Raw genomic sequence first — 13,667 nt, 5'->3', positions numbered from 1 at the left:
GCGGCTGCGTTGGGGTAGACGAAGAATGGAAGCACTGATCGTCCTGTTGGTTCTGGCCCTGCTGGCGATACCGCTGCTGCTGGTGGTGGCGCTGATGATGATTGCCGGCCTGCGCCGGCGCGTGGCCGCGCTGGAAAGCGCGCTGGCAGAGGGCATCACGGCCGTCGCCGCACCGCTGCGTGAAGCCGAGGCTCCCGTGCCACCGGCTCGGCCGGCCGCCGCCGCTGCCGAGACCAGCGAACCGCCGTTCCTGCGCCCGGCCGCTGCAGCCCCACTACCAGAGTTGTCGCCCGAACCTACCGTTGCGCGGCCTGTACCCGCCGCACCGCCGCCGGTACCGGCATGGCCGCCATTGCCAGCGGAACCGGCGATGCCCAACGTGATCGAACGCGCCGTGGGCGCGGTCAAGCGCTGGTTCACCGAAGGCAACGTGCCGGTGAAGATCGGCATGCTGGTGCTGCTGGCCGGCGTCGCCGCGCTGCTGAAGTACGTCAGCGACCAGGGCTGGCTGGTACTGCCGATCGAGCTGCGCCTGGCCGCTATCACCGTCGGCGCGCTGGGCCTGCTTGGCTTCGGCTGGCGCCAGCGCGAACGCCGCCGGTTGTTCGCGCTGGCCCTGCAGGGCGGCGCCATCGGCGTGCTGCTGCTGACCATCTTCGCCGCGTTCAAGCGCTTTGAACTCATCAACCCCGGTTTCGCCTTCGCCAGCTCGATCCTGCTGGTGGCGAGCCTGTGCGTGCTGGCCGTGGTGCAGAACTCGCGCACGCTGGCGGTGCTCGGCATCCTCGCCGGCTTCATGGCGCCGCTGTGGCTGTCCACCGGCAGCGGCAACCACGTGGGTCTGTTCAGTTACTACGCGGTGCTCAATGCCGGCATCTTCGCCATCGCCTGGTTCCGTCCGTGGCGCGCGCTCAACCTGCTGGGTTTCGCCTTTACCTTCGGCATCGGCACGTTCTGGGGCGTACTGCAGTACCGCGCCGACAAATTCGCCAGCACCGAGCCGTTCCTGCTGCTGTTCTTTGCCTTCTACCTGCTGCTCCCGCTGCTGTACGCACGCCGCCAGCCTGCCGAGCGTCGCGACCTGGTCGACGGCAGCCTGGTATTCGGCACGCCGCTGATCGCGTTCTCGCTGCAGGCCGGCATGCTGCACGAGCAGCCGATGACGCTGGCGCTGTGCGCGCTGGGCCTGGCCGCGATCTATGCGGTGCTGGCACGGGCATTGATCCATCGCACCTCGTACAGCGTGCTGGCGCAGTCGCACGCGGTGCTGGCGGTGGGCTTTGCCACCCTGGCGGTACCGCTGGCACTGTCGGCACGCGCCACCGGTGCGGTGTTCGCGCTGGAAGGCGCCGGCCTGGCCTGGCTGGGGCTGCGGCAGCAGCGCTGGCTGCCGCAGGTCGCTGCCGCGTTGCTGCAGCTCGGCGCCGCGTTCGCGTTCGTGGTGGGTGCCGATTACTGGCACGGCGACACACGATTCCTGCTCAACCCCACCGCCATCGGCGCGCTGCTGCTGGCCGTGGCCGGTTTCGCCAGTGCGTGGAGCTACCAGCGCCGCACGCGGCATGACGTGGCCGTGGTCTATTACCTGTGGGGCCTGCTGTGGTGGCTGGGCGGGTTCGTCCACGAGATCGGCCGCTTCATCGAGCACGCGGCGCAGGCCGACGCGCTGCTGGTGCTGGCGGCGGTCACCGCCTGGCTGGCAGCCGAGGTGCAGCGTCGCCAGCCGGCACGCGCGCTGGGCATGACCGCGCTGGTGATGCTGGCCGCCGGCTTCCCGCTGGCCCTGCTGCAGAGCGATGCGCACCAGCAGCCGTTTGCCGGTTACGGCGCGCTGGGCTGGGCGGTGTTCGCCGTGCTGGGCGTGCGCACCCTGCTGTGCCTGCGCCAGGGCGGCGACGGCGTGGCCCGTATCGCCCAGTTCCTGTGGTGGCTGCTGTGGCCGTCGCTGCTGTCCCTGCTTGCGCTGTGGGGCGGTGATACCGCACACCTGGCCCAGGGCTGGAGCGCGCTGCTGGTGACCCTGCCGTGGCTGCTGCTGGCGGCGTTGTCGCTGTGGCGCTGGACGTGGTTGCGCTGGCCGCTGGGTAACGCCTTCGATGCTGCGCGCGTTGCGCTGCAGAGCGTGGTGTTCGGCGTGTTGGCCTGCGCCTGGTGGATCGGCATCAGCCTGGCCGGCGATGCCGCACCGCTGCCGTGGCTGCCGGTGCTGAACCCGGCCGAGCTGGCGCAGTGGTTGAGCCTGCTGCTGGCCGCGCGCTGGCTGTTCGGCAACCAGGCCCCGGCGCTGTTGCAGCGCCTGCGCGTGCCGCTGCTTGCCCTGGCCGGTTTCATCGCCCTGACCAGCACCGTGCTGCATGGCGTGCACCACTGGGGTGGTGTGCCCTGGGCGCCGTCGATGGCTCGCGAGAGCCTGGCCCAGACCAGCCTGACCGTGCTGTGGAGCGTGCTCGGCGTGATCGCCTGGGTCTGGGGCTCGCGCCGGGGCCAGCGTGTGCTGTGGATGGTGGGCGCCGTGCTGATGGCCGTGGTCCTGGCCAAGCTGGTGCTGATCGACCGCCAGCACCTGGGCAACCTGCTGGGTATCGCATCGTTCATCGCCTACGGCCTGCTGTGCACGGTCGTGGGCTATCTGGCGCCGGCGCCCCCGGGCACCGCGCCGACCGTGGAGAACACGCAATGAAGAAGTGGAGCACGGCACTGCTGCCGATGTTACTGGCGCTGGCCGGCGTCGCATCGGCGCAGGCCACCGATTACCGCGCGCACTACGCCGAACAGTGGCCGTTGAGCCTGTCCAGTGCGCAGTCCGGCGCCTACCGCGTGGTGCTGGAGCCGGCCATCTACCGCCGCGCCGGCAGCGCCGATCTCAGCGATCTGCAGGTATTCAACGCGGCGGGCCAGGCGTTGCCTTCCGCGCTGCTGGCCCCGGACCAGCCGCTGGCGCAGCCACCGGTGCAGCGCGAGCTGCCGTGGTTCGCGCTGCCGCCGTTGGCCGTAGCGCAGCGCAATGACCTGCAGCTGCTGACCGAGCGCGACACCGATGGCCGCGTGCGGCGGGTCGAAGCGCGCGTGGGCGGCGGTGCCGTGGCGAACGGGCAGGGCGGTTGGCTGATCGATGCCAGCGTGCTGGGCCAGCAGCCGCTGGCGGCACTGGTGCTGGACTGGGCCGACAGCGGGCAACCGCTGCAGGCGCAGGTGCAGCTGGATGCCAGCGACGACCTGCAGCACTGGCGTGCGGTCGCGCGCGATGTGCCGCTGGTGGACCTGCAGCGCGCCGGCAAGCGCCTGCTGCAGCGTCGCCTGCAGGTGGATGGCAACGCACGCTACCTGCGCGTGCTGCCGCAGGGCGAAGCGCGCCTGCCGGCCCTGCGCAGCGTACTGGCCGAACTGCCGCCGGCGCCGGCGACACTGCCGTGGGAGTGGCTGTCGCTGGAACCCACTGCTGCCGGCAAGGGTGAATTCACCTTCGAGCTCGATGGACGCTTCCCGGTCAGCAAGGCCGACGTGGCCAGCACCGACAACAGCCTGGTGCAGTGGACGCTTTACAGCCGCGACGATGCCGAGGCGGAATGGCAGAGCCGCAGCGCAGCGTGGATCGCCTACCAAGTGCAGCAGGGCGCGGCCGGCCAGCGCCAGCAGTCGGCCGCGCAGTCACTGGGCGGCCCTTGGCGTGACCGCTACTGGAAGCTGGTGGCCAGCCCGGTGGAAACGGCCACGGCACCGACCCTGCGCCTGGGCTACCAGCCGGAAGTGATGGTGTTCCTCAGCCAGGGCGCAGCGCCATATGCGCTGGCCGTGGGCAGCGCCACCGCACGCCGCGCCGAAGCACCGATCGCGGTGCTGATCGAGGAACTGCGCCAGCGCAACGACCCGTCGTGGCAGCCGACGCTGGCGCGGCTGGAAGGCGCCCCGGAGACGCTGGCTGGCGACGCGGCATTGAAGCCGCAGCGTGACTGGAAGGCGTGGTTGTTGTGGGCGCTGCTGGGGTTGGGCGTGCTGGTAGTGGGTGGCCTGGCGGTCAGCCTGCTGCGGCAGAAGCCCGCGCCTTCGGCGTAGGTTTCGGCGAACGGCGCAGCCCCTCGTGGGTGGCGGTTGGTCGCGTAGAGCAGAAGCCGCGCTTGGCCGGGCGGGTGGGTTGGGCAGGGGTGTCCACCCACGTAAAAGAAAAAAGAAAAGCAAAAGCTGCGTGGCTGCGCGCTCTTTGTAGAGCCGAGCCCACGCTCGGCTGCTTTCCGCGAAACCTCCAGCCGAGCATGGGCTCGGCTCTACATTCCTTCTCCATCCGACATCAGAAACCGCTCTTGCCTTCGCCTTTGCCATCCGCTTGCCTCATGAACCTGTCGAGGCCGGGGTGGTGTGGGATGGCAGGGGTGTGAGCCGCATGGATGCGGCGACCAAGCCCCCATGGACGGGTTTACGGCGTCCCCTGCCAATCCCACAGCACCCCGGCCCACCCACAGCACCACGAAGCGCCAGCGCTTTGGCTGTTGCTGTCGCTGTCCGCCTCTGCCTGCCGCAGGCATCGCCACCCGATACAATGCCCGTCTGCCGTAACCGGCATCCTGTCCCCGAGCCAAAGAGTTGCCCATGTCCATCGTCCGCATGACCGACCTCGACCTCTCCGGCAAGCGCGTGCTGATCCGCCAGGATCTGAACGTGCCGATCGAGAATGGCCGCATCACCTCCGAACAGCGCATCACCGCTTCGCTGCCGACGCTCAAGCGCGCGCTGGAGCAGGGTGCCGCCGTCATGGTCACCTCGCACCTGGGCCGCCCGAAGGAAGGCGTGTGGAGCGAAGCCGACTCGCTGGCGCCGGTCGCCGCGCGCCTGTCCGAGCTGCTGGGCCGCGAGGTTCCGCTGGTGCGTGACTGGGTGGACGGCGTCGACGTGCAGCCGGGCCAGCTGGTGCTGCTGGAAAACTGCCGCATGAACGTTGGCGAGGGCAAGGATGACGAAGCCCTGTCCAAGCAGTACGCCGCGCTCTGCGACGTGTTCGTGATGGATGCCTTCGGTACCGCGCACCGCGCCCAGGCCTCCACCCACGGCGCCATCCGCTTCGCCCCGGTCGCCGCCGGTGGCCCGCTGCTGATGGCCGAGCTGGATGCGCTGGCCAAGGCGCTGGACGCCCCGGCCAAGCCGCTGCTGGCCATCGTCGCCGGCAGCAAGGTCAGCACCAAGCTGGAACTGCTGGCCAACCTGGTCGGCAAGGTCGACCAGTTGATCGTCGGTGGCGGCATCGCCAACACCTTCATCGCCGCCGCCGGCTACAACGTGGGCAAGTCGCTGTACGAACCGGACCTGCTGGATACCGCGAAGAAGATCGTGGCCGATGCGCAGGCACGTGGCGCGGCCATTCCGCTGCCGGTGGACGTGGTCACCGCCAAGCAGTTCCTGCCCGATGCCGCCGCCGAAGTGAAGGCCGTCGACGCCGTGGCCGAGGATGACCTGATCCTGGACATCGGCCCGCAGACCGCCGCGCAGTACGCGCAGCTGATCGAGAAGGCCGGCACCGTGGTCTGGAACGGCCCGGTCGGCGTGTTCGAGTTCGAAGCCTTCAGCAAGGGCACCGAAGCGCTGGCCCGTGCCATCGCCAGCTCCAGGGCATTCTCCATCGCCGGTGGCGGCGACACCCTGGCGGCCGTCGACAAGTTCGATATCGCCGGTGATGTCAGCTACATCTCCACCGGTGGCGGCGCGTTCCTGGAATTCCTGGAAGGCAAGACCCTGCCGGCCGTGGCTGCGCTGGCCGCACGCGGCGCATGAGCGCCGGGATGCGCGCAGGCGGAGAAGAGCGTGCAACGCTCTTCTTCGACATGGATGGCACCCTGATCGATTCGGAAGTAGGCATCACCACCTGCATCGCCTATGCGCTGCAGAAGATGGGCCACCCGGTGCCGCCGCAGGAAACCCTGCTGGGCTGGATCGGGCCGTCGCTGCGCACCACCTTCGGCCCGCTGTTTGGCGACCACGTGCGGGTGGAGGAGGCCGTGGCCTTCTACCGCGAGCGTTTTGACGTGGAAGGCTGGCGCGAGCACACGATCTACCCGGACATCGAAGCGACCGTGCGCGCGCTGCATGGCCGCGGCCACCGCCTGGCGGTGGTCACCGCCAAGAACGAGCCGCACGCGCGGCGCATCGTCGAGCACCTGCCGTTCGGCAACCTGTTCGATGAGGTCATCGGTTCGACGCCGGATGGCTCGCGCAGCAGCAAGCCGCAGCTGGTCGGCGAGGCGCTGCAGCGCCTGCAGCTGCAGCCGGCGCAGTGCTGGATGATCGGCGACCGCCGCATGGACATCGAAGGCGCGCGCCACCACGGCCTGCGCAACGTGGGCGTGCTGTGGGGTTTCGGCGGCGAAGCCGAGCTGACCGAGGCCGGTGCCGGCCACCTGGCCCGCGAACCGGCGCAGTTGCTGGTCCTGGTGGCCTGACCGATGCCGGGGTCGGATCCCTTTCCCCGGAAAGGGCTCTGACCCCGTTGCTGCCCTGCCCGGCGGGCGCCGCACACCCGCCAGCCAGCCTCTGTCCGGAACATGTCCGTTCGATGTCCCGCAGAGTCAGGCGCCCCAAGGCTGTAACCGTATACATGGGGCGTGAAGGATGTGCTAATTTCCCTCCTTTAACGGGAGAGGCCCAGTCACCATGTTCGAGCGTCAGCGTCGCACCAAGATCCTAGCCACCCTCGGTCCGGCGACCGACCCGCCGGGCGTGCTGGAGGATCTGTTCCGCGCAGGCGTGAACGTGGTTCGCCTCAACTTCAGCCACGGTGACCCGTCCGGCCAGGCCAAGCGCGCCGCCGATGTCCGTGCCGCCGCAGCCCGCGTGGGCGTGGAAGTGGGCATCCTGGCCGACCTGCCGGGCCCGAAGATCCGCATCGAGCGCTTTGCCGAAGGCAAGGTGTACCTGAAGGCCGGTGACCGTTTCGACCTGATCGCCAGCGACAACGCCGGCCCGGGCGATGCCAGCCAGGTGGGCGTGAGCTACCTCGGCCTGCCGCAGGACGTGGGCCCGGGCGATGTCCTGCTGCTCGACGACGGCCTGATGCAGCTGCAGGTGGTCGAGGTGCAGGGCGACCGCATCATCAACACCGTGCTCAACGATGGCGCGCTGTCCGACCGCAAGGGCCTGAACAAGCAGGGCGGCGGCCTGTCGCTGGGCGCACTGACCGAGCGCGACAAGGAACTGATCGGCATCGTCGCCAAGATCGGCGTCGACTTCATCGCCGTGTCCTTCTGCCGCAACGCGCAGGACATGAACGATGCCCGCGAGATCGCCGAATCGCATGGCTGTTACGCAGCGCTGGTGTCCAAGATCGAGCGCACCGAAGCCATCGAGAACCTGGAAGAGATCGTCGAAGCCAGTGACGTGGTGATGGTGGCCCGTGGCGACCTCGGCGTGGAAATCGGCGATGCCGAACTGCCGGGCCTGCAGAAGAAGATCATCAAGGCCTCGCTGGCGCAGAACAAGGTAGTGATCACCGCCACGCAGATGCTGCAGTCGATGGTGGAAAGCCCGATCCCGACCCGCGCCGAAGTGCTGGACGTGGCCAACTCGGTCATCGACGGTACCGATGCGGTGATGCTGTCGGCCGAAACCGCCGCCGGTGCCTATCCGGTGAAGGCGGTCGAAGCGATGGCCCGCATCTGCCTGGGTGCCGAGCGCCAGTTCCAGACCGAGACCGACTTCAACGCTTCGCCGCGCAATTTGGAACGTGCCGACCAGGCCATCGCCATGGCCACCATGTTCCTGTCGCAGCACGTCGGCGTGCGCGCCATCGTGGCGATGACCGAATCCGGTGGCACCGCCCGTTACCTGTCGCGTTTCCGCGCCAAGGCACCGGTGTTTGCGGTCACCCGCCATGACGGCGCGCGCCGCCAGATGGCGCTGATGCGCGACGTGTACCCGATCAACTTCGACAGCCGCGGCCTGACCCCGCGCGAAGCCGCACGCGGCAGCATCCGCCTGCTGGTGGAATCGGACCTGCTGCAGGCCGGTGACCGCGTCGTGTTCACCAGCGGCGAGCACATGGAAACCCATGGCGCCACCAATACGCTGCGCCTGCTGGAAGTGGGCCAGGACGGTCGCGCCAGTGGCCTGGGCGATCTGTAAGCCCTGACGGTATCGGGTCGGCGCTGCCGATCCGGGGTCGGATCCCCGCAGGGGCTCCGACCCCTACCGCAGGACATCCTTTGTCCTGCACAGACATGGAAGCGTTTCCATCCTGTCCTCCACGGCGAGGCAACGGGCAGCGGGGCTATACTTACGTTTTTCCCGCACCCGCCACAGGAAATACATGAGCATCGAACAGCTGGCTGAAACCGCCCAGGCCATGGTCGCCCCGGGCAAGGGCATCATCGCGATCGACGAATCCACCGCTACCATCGCCAAGCGTTTCGCCGGCGTCGGTATCGAGAACACCGAGGAGAACCGTCGTGCCTACCGCGAGCTGCTGCTGACCACGCCGAAGCTCAACGAGCACATTTCCGGCGCCATCCTGTATGACGAAACCATCCGTCAGTCGACCAAGGACGGCGTGCCGTTCGCCAAGTACATGGCCGACCACGGCATGATCCCGGGCATCAAGGTGGACAAGGGTGCACACCCGCTGGCCGGCTGCCCGGGCGAGCTGGTCACCGAAGGCCTCGACGGCCTGCGTGAGCGCCTGCAGGAGTACTACAAGCTGGGTGCGCGCTTCGCCAAGTGGCGTGCGGTCATCAACATCGGCGACAACACCCCGTCGGGCACCTGCATCGAGTCCAACGCCCACGCGCTGGCCCGTTACGCCGCCCTGTGCCAGGAATGCGGCCTGGTGCCGATGGTCGAGCCGGAAGTGATCATGGACGGCGACCACGACATCGAGACCTGCTACGAAGTCACCGAAGCCACCCTGCGTTCGCTGTTCGACGCGCTGTACCAGCAGAACGTGCTGCTGGAAGGCACCATCCTGAAGGCTTCGATGGTCATCTCCGGCAAGGGCTGCGATGAGCAGGCCGACGCCGAGGAAGTGGCCGAATCGACCGTGATGTGCCTGAAGAGCACCGTGCCGGCGATCCTGCCGGGCGTGGTGTTCCTGTCCGGTGGCCAGACTGACGAGCAGTCGACCGAGCACCTGAACGCGATGAACCAGATGGGCAACCTGCCGTGGCCGCTGAGCTTCTCCTACGGCCGCGCCATGCAGCAGGCCGCGCTGAAGCTGTGGGCCAAGGACATGAAGGGTAACTACGCCGCTGCCCAGAAGACCGTGTACGAGCGCGCCAAGGACAACGGCCTGGCCGCGCTGGGCAAGTGGAACGGCTGAGCCGCCCGCTTCCCCGCATGACGTGACACCGCAGACGCCGGCATCATGCCGGCGTCTGCTTTTGTGGGTATCGTTGCTGCTCCCTCGCGCAGGCCTGTGCGCGCGGGATAACCGCGTAGGCCAGGGAGAGGTTCAATGCGTACCACCGCGATCGCGCTGTCCATCGTCACGGTGCTGTCCGTGGCAGGCTGCAACCGCATCGGCTCGGCCGAGCCGAAGGGCAGGGTGCCCGTGCTGCAGTTCGACAGGCCGGTGTCCGGCGAGATCACGTCGCGCAGCGGCATGAACTTCAACAACGGCAGCCGCCATCAGCTCTACCAGATCACCGTGCAGGACAAGCAGCGCGTCGGCATCACGTTGACCGGCACCCTCCGCGGCGCGATGACCGTCTTCCATGACGGCAAGGTGGTGGCCCGCAGCCGCACCCACTACGAGGGCAGTGACGTTGCTGTCGCGTTCCGTGCCGAAGGTGGCGGCAGTTACCAGGTGGCGGTGAACGCCAATGCGCCGGAGACCTACGGTCCGTTCCGGCTGCGCGCGGAAGTGCTGAAGCCCCATGACGGCACGCCGATCATCAACGCGGGCCATGTGTCCGACCTGCTGCTGGAGTCGTCGCAGGCGTACACGCTGCAGGTGGACACGGCCGGCCTCTACACCATCGACCTGCGTTCGGACGTGTTCGACACCCTGCTGACGCTGGAGGGCGAGGGCCAGGATGCCGAGAACGACGATGGCGGCGAAGGCACCGATTCGCGCATCAGCCTGCTGCTGCAGCCGGGCCGCTACACGCTCAACGTCAGCAGCCTGGATGACGAGGAGAACGGCGCGTTCACCCTGGATGTCAAGCGTAGCAACTCGCCGACCACCTTGGTCGAGCAGGACGGCACGACACTCCCCGTCTCGGGCAGCGTGTTCACCACGCTTGATGATGAAGGCGGCCGGCGTTTCCTGCTGCGCCTGGACGCGCCGAAGCAGGTGCAGCTGGATGCGGTGTCCAGCCAGGTCGATACGGTGCTGCACCTGGTCGGCGGCGATATCGACATCGAGGACGATGATGGTGGCAACGGCACGGACGCGCGCCTGCAGGAGACGTTGCCGGCCGGCCACTACACGGTGGAGGTGTCCAGCGTGAGCGGCGATTCCGGCGTGGTGGAGCTGCGCGTCCAGTAGATCCACGCCATGCGTGGATGGCCTTTCATCCACCTGCGTCGCTGCGCCTCAATGCGCGGCGACGTATCCGGCATCACCCAGCGGCGGCAGCGGCAGGATGCGTTCGGCCTCTACCGCCTGGCCGGCCGCACTGAGCGCCTGCTGGTAGGCCTTCGCGGTGGCGGTATTGAACGCCACCAGCACGATGCGCATCGGCTGCGCATGGCTGCGCTGCCACGCCAGCGTCTCGGTCACCGCCACCTGTGCGGCCTGGTACAGCGGGTAGCCGTAGACGCCGCAGCTGATGGCCGGGAACGCGATCGACTGCACGCCCAGCGATTCGGCCAGCTGCAGCGATTTCCAGTAGCAGTTCGCCAGCAGGGCGGGTTCGTCGCGTTGGCCGTCATGCCAGACCGGGCCGACCGTATGCAGCACGTGCCGCGCGGGCAATGCATAGGCGTCGGTGGCGCGGACTTCGCCGGTCGGGCAGCGCACACCCGGGCGCAGTTCCGGCAGACGCTCGCACTCGGCCAGCAATCCTGGGCCGGCTGCACGATGGATGGCACCGTCCACACCGCCACCGCCGAGCAGGGTTTCGTTGGCCGCGTTGACGATCGCATCCACCGCCAGGGTCGTGATGTCGCCCTGCCACACTTCGATCTTCATGCGTCCGTCTCCTGCCTGTTGTTGTTGCGCGCCGTGCCCGCGCTGGCTGCACCCACCGTAGTGGAGAGGGCATCCATGCTGCGTCATGACCGTCTCACGCGCTGCGATTACGGCCTTCATGCACGATGGGGGCAATAACCTTCACGCAGGCTGAAGCAGAAAGAGGTCAGCCGGAAAAGGAAACGCCGGGCATGGCCCGGCGCTACCTTGGGTGGATGACCCCGTGCCGCTTACGGCAGGCCGGCCAGCCAGTCGTCGTCGGAACCTTCGTTCACATCGGCGAACAGCGGCGTGGAGAAGTAGCGTTCACCAGTGTCCGGCAGCATCGCCAGGATCACCGCGCCCGGTTCGGCGCGGGCGGCCACGTCCAGCGCGCTGGCGAGCGTCGCGCCGGCGGAGATGCCGACGAAGATGCCTTCCTCCGCCGCCAGGCGGCGCGCGGTGGCGATGGCGCGATCGTCCTCGACGGTGAGCAGTTCATCGACCACGTCGCGGTTGAGCACGTCCGGCACGAAGTCCGGGGTCCAGCCTTGGATCTTGTGCGGCTTCCAGTCATCGCCCTTCAGCAGGGCGGCGCCCGCCGGTTCGGTTGCGACAATGCGGGTCTGCGGGCGGGCGACCTTCAATACCTCGCCGACGCCGGTGAGGGTCCCGCCGGTGCCCCAGCCGCTGACGAAGTAGTCCAGGCGCTTGCCGGCGAAGTCGCGCAGGATCTCCGCCGCCGTGGTGTTGCGGTGGTAGGCCGGGTTGGCCGGGTTGGCGAACTGGCTGGCCAGGAACCAGCCGTGCTCTTCGGCCAGCTCGCGCGCCCTGCGCACCATGCCGCTGCCACGCTCGGCGGCCGGGGTCAGGATCACCTTGGCGCCATAGGCGCGCATCAGCTTGCGGCGCTCCACCGAGAAGGTCTCGACCATGGTGGCCACGAACTTGTAGCCGCGCGCGGCGGCGACCATTGCCAGGGCCACGCCGGTGTTGCCCGAAGTGGCCTCTACGATCGTGTCGCCGGGCTTGAGCAGGCCGCGTTCCTCGGCGTCGAGGATGATGGCCAGCGCCAGGCGGTCCTTCACCGAGCCGCCCGGGTTGAACGACTCGACCTTGGCGTACACGGTGACGCCCTGCGGGGCCAGGCGCTGCAGTTTGACGATGGGGGTGTTGCCGATGGTGTCGAGGATGGAGTCGTACAGGGCCATGGAAGCGCTCCGGAAGCGGGCCGCGCCGGGGGCCGGCGGGCGGAAGGGGGGAGGCTGGCCGTTCAGGCCAGCGGCTGCCGGCTGACCGTAGCGCCGGCTTATGACGCCCGGAAATGACCAGATACCTTTCTTAAAAAACGTTTGGTTATAAGCTGGTGATGGCAATAGACCCTAGAGTGGACCTCCGCCCCCCGCGCCCCCGCCCGCCATGACGCTTACCCAGCTGCGCTACCTGGTCGCCATCGCCGACGCTGAGATGAACATCACGCTTGCGGCCTCGCGCGTGCACGCCACCCAGCCTGGCTTGTCCAAGCAGCTCAAGCAGCTGGAGGACGAGCTGGGTTTCCTGCTGTTCGTGCGCAAGGGGCGCAGCCTGGAATCGGTCACCCCGGCCGGTACCGAAGTGATCTCCCGCGCGCGCGCGGTGCTGGCCGAGGCCAACAACATCCGCACCTATGCCGCCAACCAGCGGCGCGAAAGCCAGGGTCAGCTGATCCTGACCACCACCCACACCCAGGCGCGCTTCGTGCTGCCGCCGGCGGTGGCGGCGATCAAGCAGGCCTACCCACAGGTGAGCGTGCACCTGCAGCAGGCCGGTGAGGCCGATGCGCTGGACCGCCTGAACCAGGGGGATGCCGACATCGCGATCATCAGCACGGCCGGTGGCGAACCGACCGATGGCATCGCCGTGCCGCTGTTCCGCTGGCGCCGGCTGGTGGTGGTGCCCAAGGGCCACCCGCTGGACCGTGCCGGCCGCGCGCCGGACCTGGCCGCGCTGTCCCGCCAGCCGCTGATCAGCTACGAATCCTCCACCCGCCCCAATTCCTCGCTGCAGCGCGCCTTCGCGGCCAACGGGCTGGTGCCTGACCTGGCGCTGACGGCGCTGGATGCGGACCTGATCAAGACCTATGTGCGCACCGGCCTCGGCGTGGGCCTGCTGGCCGAGATGGCCGTGAGTGCCAGCGACGAAGACCTGCGCGCGTGGCCGGCGCCGGAGCCGATCACCGAGTGCATTGCGTGGGCGGTGCTGCCGCGCGATCGGGTGCTGCGCGATTACGCGCTGGAGCTGGTGCATGTGCTGGCACCGCAGATTGATCCGCGCGACCTGCGGCGGGTGCTGGATGGCAACCAGGCGGCCGCGTGGCCGGTGCCGCCGACGTGGGAGTCGCTGACCCAGACCATCACGGTTTGAGGGGTGGGTTTTCGGCAGGGCTTGCAGCCCTGCACCTGCTCAATGCAACGTCAGCGTCAACGTCAAAAGCGGGCTATCCGTGGGTTGGCGGGGCGGTGTCGGATTGCGGGGACGCCGCAAGTACGTCCCTGTAGGCTTGGCCGCCGCATCCATGCGGCGGACACCCCGCAATCCGACA

General features: G+C 68.4%; 10 protein-coding genes. 8 read left to right on the top strand and 2 right to left on the bottom strand.

From position 1 onward, the window contains the following. Positions 1-25 precede the first annotated feature (25 nt). The 7 genes from DCO49_RS08760 to DCO49_RS08730 all read left to right on the top strand — a co-directional run bounded on the left by DCO49_RS08760 (position 26) and on the right by DCO49_RS08730 (position 10,462). Positions 26-2,680 (top strand): DUF2339 domain-containing protein, encoded by a 2,655-nt coding sequence (locus DCO49_RS08760; RefSeq protein ID WP_116863710.1) that lies wholly within the window; start codon positions 26-28, stop codon positions 2,678-2,680. Next, the gene (locus tag DCO49_RS08755; protein ID WP_116863709.1) at positions 2,677-4,053 is read left to right on the top strand and encodes a DUF3999 domain-containing protein; all 1,377 of its coding nucleotides are present in this window, start codon (positions 2,677-2,679) and stop codon (positions 4,051-4,053) included. The genes DCO49_RS08760 and DCO49_RS08755 overlap by 4 nt, the downstream gene beginning before the upstream one ends. A gap of 531 nt (positions 4,054-4,584) precedes the next feature. Further along, a complete protein-coding gene (locus tag DCO49_RS08750; RefSeq protein WP_116863708.1) occupies positions 4,585-5,760 on the top strand; it encodes a phosphoglycerate kinase in 1,176 nt (391 codons plus the stop codon). An 8-nt stretch (positions 5,761-5,768) separates the two neighbouring features. After that, complete coding sequence (locus DCO49_RS08745; RefSeq protein ID WP_116863707.1) at positions 5,769-6,425, top strand: HAD hydrolase-like protein; 657 nt, start codon at positions 5,769-5,771, stop codon at positions 6,423-6,425. Between the two features lie 211 nt (positions 6,426-6,636). Then, positions 6,637-8,103 (top strand): pyruvate kinase, encoded by a 1,467-nt coding sequence (pyk, locus tag DCO49_RS08740; RefSeq protein WP_116863706.1) that lies wholly within the window; start codon positions 6,637-6,639, stop codon positions 8,101-8,103. 184 nt (positions 8,104-8,287) lie between these two features. Beyond that, positions 8,288-9,292, top strand: coding sequence for a class I fructose-bisphosphate aldolase (locus tag DCO49_RS08735; protein ID WP_116863705.1), 1,005 nt, complete (start codon positions 8,288-8,290; stop codon positions 9,290-9,292). A gap of 135 nt (positions 9,293-9,427) precedes the next feature. Next, complete coding sequence (locus DCO49_RS08730; RefSeq protein WP_116863704.1) at positions 9,428-10,462, top strand: ABC transporter substrate-binding protein; 1,035 nt, start codon at positions 9,428-9,430, stop codon at positions 10,460-10,462. A 48-nt stretch (positions 10,463-10,510) separates the two neighbouring features. Here DCO49_RS08730 and DCO49_RS08725 read toward each other — a convergent pair whose 3' ends face one another. Together DCO49_RS08725 and cysK are read right to left on the bottom strand one after the other, a co-directional pair. Beyond that, the gene (locus DCO49_RS08725) at positions 10,511-11,107 is read right to left on the bottom strand and encodes an O-acetyl-ADP-ribose deacetylase (RefSeq protein ID WP_108769820.1); all 597 of its coding nucleotides are present in this window, start codon (positions 11,105-11,107) and stop codon (positions 10,511-10,513) included. 230 nt (positions 11,108-11,337) lie between these two features. Then, a complete protein-coding gene (gene cysK / locus DCO49_RS08720; protein ID WP_108769819.1) occupies positions 11,338-12,297 on the bottom strand; it encodes a cysteine synthase A in 960 nt (319 codons plus the stop codon). A gap of 208 nt (positions 12,298-12,505) precedes the next feature. On the opposite strand from cysK, the gene DCO49_RS08715 reads away from it, so the two are divergent. Then, complete coding sequence (locus tag DCO49_RS08715; protein WP_116863703.1) at positions 12,506-13,489, top strand: LysR family transcriptional regulator; 984 nt, start codon at positions 12,506-12,508, stop codon at positions 13,487-13,489. Positions 13,490-13,667: the final 178 nt, after the last annotated feature.

It is taken from the genome of Stenotrophomonas sp. SPM, from assembly GCF_003105135.1.
In the GTDB taxonomy this organism is placed as follows: Bacteria; Pseudomonadota; Gammaproteobacteria; order Xanthomonadales; family Xanthomonadaceae; genus Stenotrophomonas.
Note: the sequence above shows the minus strand (reverse complement) of the source record. Positions and strands in the feature narration are given on the sequence as shown.

What these genes read in the sequence shown, in the direction of transcription:
- DCO49_RS08715 (WP_116863703.1), top strand. Translation starts at nt 12,506, where the DNA reads ATGACGCTTACCCAGCTGCGCTACCTGGTCGCCATCGCCGACGCTGAG.
- DCO49_RS08750 (WP_116863708.1), top strand. Translation starts at nt 4,585, where the DNA reads ATGTCCATCGTCCGCATGACCGACCTCGACCTCTCCGGCAAGCGCGTG.
- DCO49_RS08725 (WP_108769820.1), bottom strand. Translation starts at nt 11,107, where the DNA reads ATGAAGATCGAAGTGTGGCAGGGCGACATCACGACCCTGGCGGTGGAT.
- DCO49_RS08755 (WP_116863709.1), top strand. Translation starts at nt 2,677, where the DNA reads ATGAAGAAGTGGAGCACGGCACTGCTGCCGATGTTACTGGCGCTGGCC.
- DCO49_RS08730 (WP_116863704.1), top strand. Translation starts at nt 9,428, where the DNA reads ATGCGTACCACCGCGATCGCGCTGTCCATCGTCACGGTGCTGTCCGTG.
- DCO49_RS08760 (WP_116863710.1), top strand. Translation starts at nt 26, where the DNA reads ATGGAAGCACTGATCGTCCTGTTGGTTCTGGCCCTGCTGGCGATACCG.
- pyk (WP_116863706.1), top strand. Translation starts at nt 6,637, where the DNA reads ATGTTCGAGCGTCAGCGTCGCACCAAGATCCTAGCCACCCTCGGTCCG.
- DCO49_RS08735 (WP_116863705.1), top strand. Translation starts at nt 8,288, where the DNA reads ATGAGCATCGAACAGCTGGCTGAAACCGCCCAGGCCATGGTCGCCCCG.
- DCO49_RS08745 (WP_116863707.1), top strand. Translation starts at nt 5,769, where the DNA reads ATGCGCGCAGGCGGAGAAGAGCGTGCAACGCTCTTCTTCGACATGGAT.
- cysK (WP_108769819.1), bottom strand. Translation starts at nt 12,297, where the DNA reads ATGGCCCTGTACGACTCCATCCTCGACACCATCGGCAACACCCCCATC.